Source organism: Cupriavidus sp. WS, assembly GCF_000395345.1.
GTDB lineage: Bacteria > Pseudomonadota > Gammaproteobacteria > Burkholderiales > Burkholderiaceae > Cupriavidus > Cupriavidus basilensis_B.
Window position 1 is genome coordinate 1 of sequence record NZ_AQPL01000259.1, and the last position, 3,554, is coordinate 3,554.

The window sequence follows — 3,554 nt, forward strand, 5'->3', positions numbered from 1 at the left end:
GTGCCGCCGCGCCGCCGCGCACGCGCCTGCGTGCACCCTTGCGCTCCTGCGTTTTCGTGGTCATTCGCGTGTCCTCCATCGATGCCCGTCGGGGCGTTGCCATCGCGGCCGGCGCGGCCATCCGCGCCGGCCGCCTCAGTAGATCAGGAACGGCGCGCGCACCGCCGCGAAGCCGGCGCCCTGCGCCGCCACCGCCTGCTCGACCTCGGCAAGCGGCGCGTGCGCGGCGATCAGGCGCAGGGCCTCGCCCGAGCCCAGCGAGGCGCGGATCGCGGGCAGGTCGAACTCCCGTTCGTGGAGCGCATGCAGCGCGATCGCCAGCGCCAGCCCGAGCCGGCTCGGCGGGCGCGGCGCCGGGCCCGGCCTGATCGACACGCCCTGGCACAGGCGGCCGCGGTAGCGGCCTTCGGTCGGCACGAAGCTGACGGGCTCGAAGCGCGCGCCGGCATCCAGCGCATTGAGGTAGGCGGCCAGTTCCGGGGCGGCGATCCACGGCGCGCCCACCAGCGTGAACGGCGCCGGCGTGCCGCGCCCCACGCTGACGTTCGCGCCCTCGATCAGGCCGACGTCGGGATACAGGTCGAGCTGCGCCGCGTCGCGCAGGTTCGGCGAGAGCGGGACCCAGCCCAGGCCGGTATCGGCAAAGCGCATGCCGCGCGTGTAGCCCTGCATGGCGATGACGCGCAGATCGGCGCCGATGCCCAGGCGGCTGTTGAACAGCCGGGCCAGCTCGCCCACGGTCATGCCGTGCAGCAGCGGCAGCGGGAAGTAGCCGGTAAACGAGGCCGGGCCGGGGTCCGGCAGCGGGCCGCCGAAGCGGTCGGCGCCGAGGGGATCGGGCCGGTCCAGCACGAAGGCCGGGATGCCGCGCGCGGCGGCGGCTTCCAGCATGTAGCCGAGCGTGGTGATGTAGGTAAAGAAGCGCACGCCGGCGTCCTGCACGTCGAACACCAGCGCGTCCACCCCGGCCAGCGTGGCGGGCGCGAAGCGCCGCTGCTCGCCGTACAGGCTGTGGACCGGCACGCCGGTGCGCGCGTCCAGCGCATCGCCGAGCGGCGCGTCGACATCGCTGCCCAGGCCGTGCTCGGGCGCGAACAGCGCCGCCAGCGTGACGCCGGGCGCGCGCGCCAGCACGTCCGCGGTGCGCACGCCGCGGCCGTCGAAGCCGCTGCGGTTGGTGACCAGCCCCACGCGCAGGCCCGCCAGCGGCGCGAACGCCTGCGCCTCCAGCACGTCGATGCCGCTGCGCACCGGGCCCGCGGCCGGCGGCAGGCGCATGGCGTGCGCCAGCGCCGCGGCGGCGCCCGGCACGGCGCTGCCGATCGCCTGCGCGGCCAGCGGCGGCGCCTCGCTGGCCAGCAGCGCCAGCACCTGCTGGCGCAGCGGCGCGGCATTGCCCTTGTCGGCGGGATGCAGGCGGCTGCTCAGGATCACCGCGAAACGCCCGCCCACCATGTCGATCCACACGCCGGTGCCGGTGTAGCCGGTCTGCTCCAGCAGGCCCAGCGGCGGCAGGCGGTCGCGGTTGGCGGCGAGCGGCGCGGCCAGCGCCCAGCCCAGGCCGCGCCACGCGCCGGCGGCCACCGGCGTGGCCGGCGACGCCAGCAGCGCGATGCTTTCCGGCCGCAGCACCCGGGTGCCGCCGGCCTGCCCGCCGTTGAGGATCATCTGCGCGAACCGCGCCAGGTCCGCCGCGGTGGAAAACAGGCCGGCATTGCCGGCCACGCCGCCCAGGCGCGCCGCGGTCGGGTCGTGCACCTGGCCGCGCAGCATGCGGCCGCCGCGCGGCGCGGTCGGCGCGGTCCGGGCCATCGCCGCCGGGCCGGGCAGGAAGCCGGTGTCGCGCATCCCCAGCGGCGCGAACACATGGTCGCGGCACCATGCGTCCAGCGGCTGCCCGGCCACGCGCCGCACCAGTTCGCCGAGCACGACGAAATTGACGTCGCTGTAGATGACACGCTCGCCGGGCGGCGCCACCGGCGCCAGCGCCAGCGCCTGCCGCACGGCCTCCCGCGCCGCGTCGCCGCCGTGCGCGCGCTGGCGCGGCGGCAGCCCGGCCGGCAGCCCCGAGGTGTGCGCGAGCAACTGGCGCACCGTGATGGCCTGCTTGCCGGCGGCGCCGAACGCCGGCAGGTAGCGGGCCACGGGAGCGTCCAGCGCTACCGCCGCGCGTTCGCTCAATTGCAGCACGGCAGTGGTGGTGGCGATCACCTTGGTGACCGAGGCGAGATCGAACACGGTGTCGGCGCGCATCGCCTCGCTCGCCGGCAGCACGGCGCGCCGGCCCGCGGCGAGCTGGTAGCGGATGTGGCTGGCGTCGCCGGCCAGCACCACCGCGCCCGGGATGTTGCCGGCCGCGATCTGGCCCTCGACGATGGCGCGCAGTTGTTCGCGCGCGGCGGCGGCCGGCGCGGACTGCGCCGCCGCCGGCCCCGCCGCCGCCAGCGCGCAGGCCAGCAGCGCGGTGGACAGCATCGCGGACAGCGCGCGGCGGCTCATCTGGCCGGCGGCGCCGCCTGCGGCGATTGCGGCGATTGCGGCGACTGTGACCGTTGCGGCAATTGCGCCGGATCGTAGCGGTTGCGCGGATTCCACAGCATCCACCCGTCGGCCTGCTCGGCTTCGGCAGCCTGCGTCTGCGCGCGGATCTCGTCGGCGTCGAACTCGCGGTGGTCGAAGGCATAGTCGCGGAACGCCTGCAGCCACGGGCGGAAGCGCACGCCCGGCAGCCCGGTGCGCTTCCTGGCCTCCGCCAGCGAGCGCGACACGATTTCGCCGGCGTGCTCCACCGGCCGCGTGCAGCCCGGCAGGCCCCAGGTGAAGCCGGAGGGATAGAGCATCGGCGAGATGTAGTCCAGCGCCGTGCCCAGCGATTCGAGCTGCTGGCCGATCGCCGTGTCGTCGGGGTTCCAGCACACGTAGCCGAAGATGTCCGCCGCGATGTACACGTTGTAGCGGGCCAGCCGCGCGCGCGCCGCGCGCAGGAAACCGGTGATGGCGGCCACCCGGTTCTCCTGCGTGCTGGGCCGCGAGAAGCGCAGCCCGCCGGCATCCGGGAAGCGCAGGTAGTCGAACTGGATCTCGTCGAAGCCCATGCGGGCGGCCTCCTCCGCCAGGTCGAAGTTGTGCTGCCAGGCGGCGGTCTCGAAGGGATCGATCCAGCGCAGGTCTTCGCGGTCGCGCCACACGCCGCCCTGCCCGTCGCGCACGGTCCACTCCGGGTGCGCGGCGGCCAGCGGCTCGTCCTTGAAGACCACGATGCGCGCGATCAGGTACAGCCCGCGCGCATGCAGGCCGGCCAGCAAGGCCGGGAAATCGCGCACCAGCGGCGCCGGCGCCTTGACCTGCGCGCTGGCCCCGATGGCGTCGCGCGCCGCGCTCCGGTATGGCGTCATGCCGCGGTCGCCCTTGACGTCGATCACCAGCGCGTTGATGGCGCTGGCCTGCGGCAGCGCCACGGCGGCATCGCGCAGTGCCGCGTTGCCGATGCCGAACACCGAGAGATAGACCGCGCGCGGCCGCACCGGCGTCAGCGCCAGCCGCACCGGCTCGCC

2 protein-coding genes are annotated in these 3,554 nt (G+C 75.5%); both read right to left on the minus strand.

What is annotated here, in order from left to right; translation table 11 throughout:
- Positions 1 to 135: 135 nt before the first annotated feature.
- On the minus strand, positions 136 to 2,499 hold the full coding sequence (locus K206_RS0120940; protein ID WP_020204350.1) for an exo-beta-N-acetylmuramidase NamZ domain-containing protein: 2,364 nt from the start codon (positions 2,497 to 2,499) through the stop codon (positions 136 to 138).
- The coding region (locus K206_RS38870; RefSeq protein ID WP_020204351.1) for a putative glycoside hydrolase at positions 2,496 to 3,554 on the minus strand (1,059 nt) is incomplete at its 5' end. The genes K206_RS38870 and K206_RS0120940, both read right to left, overlap by 4 nt.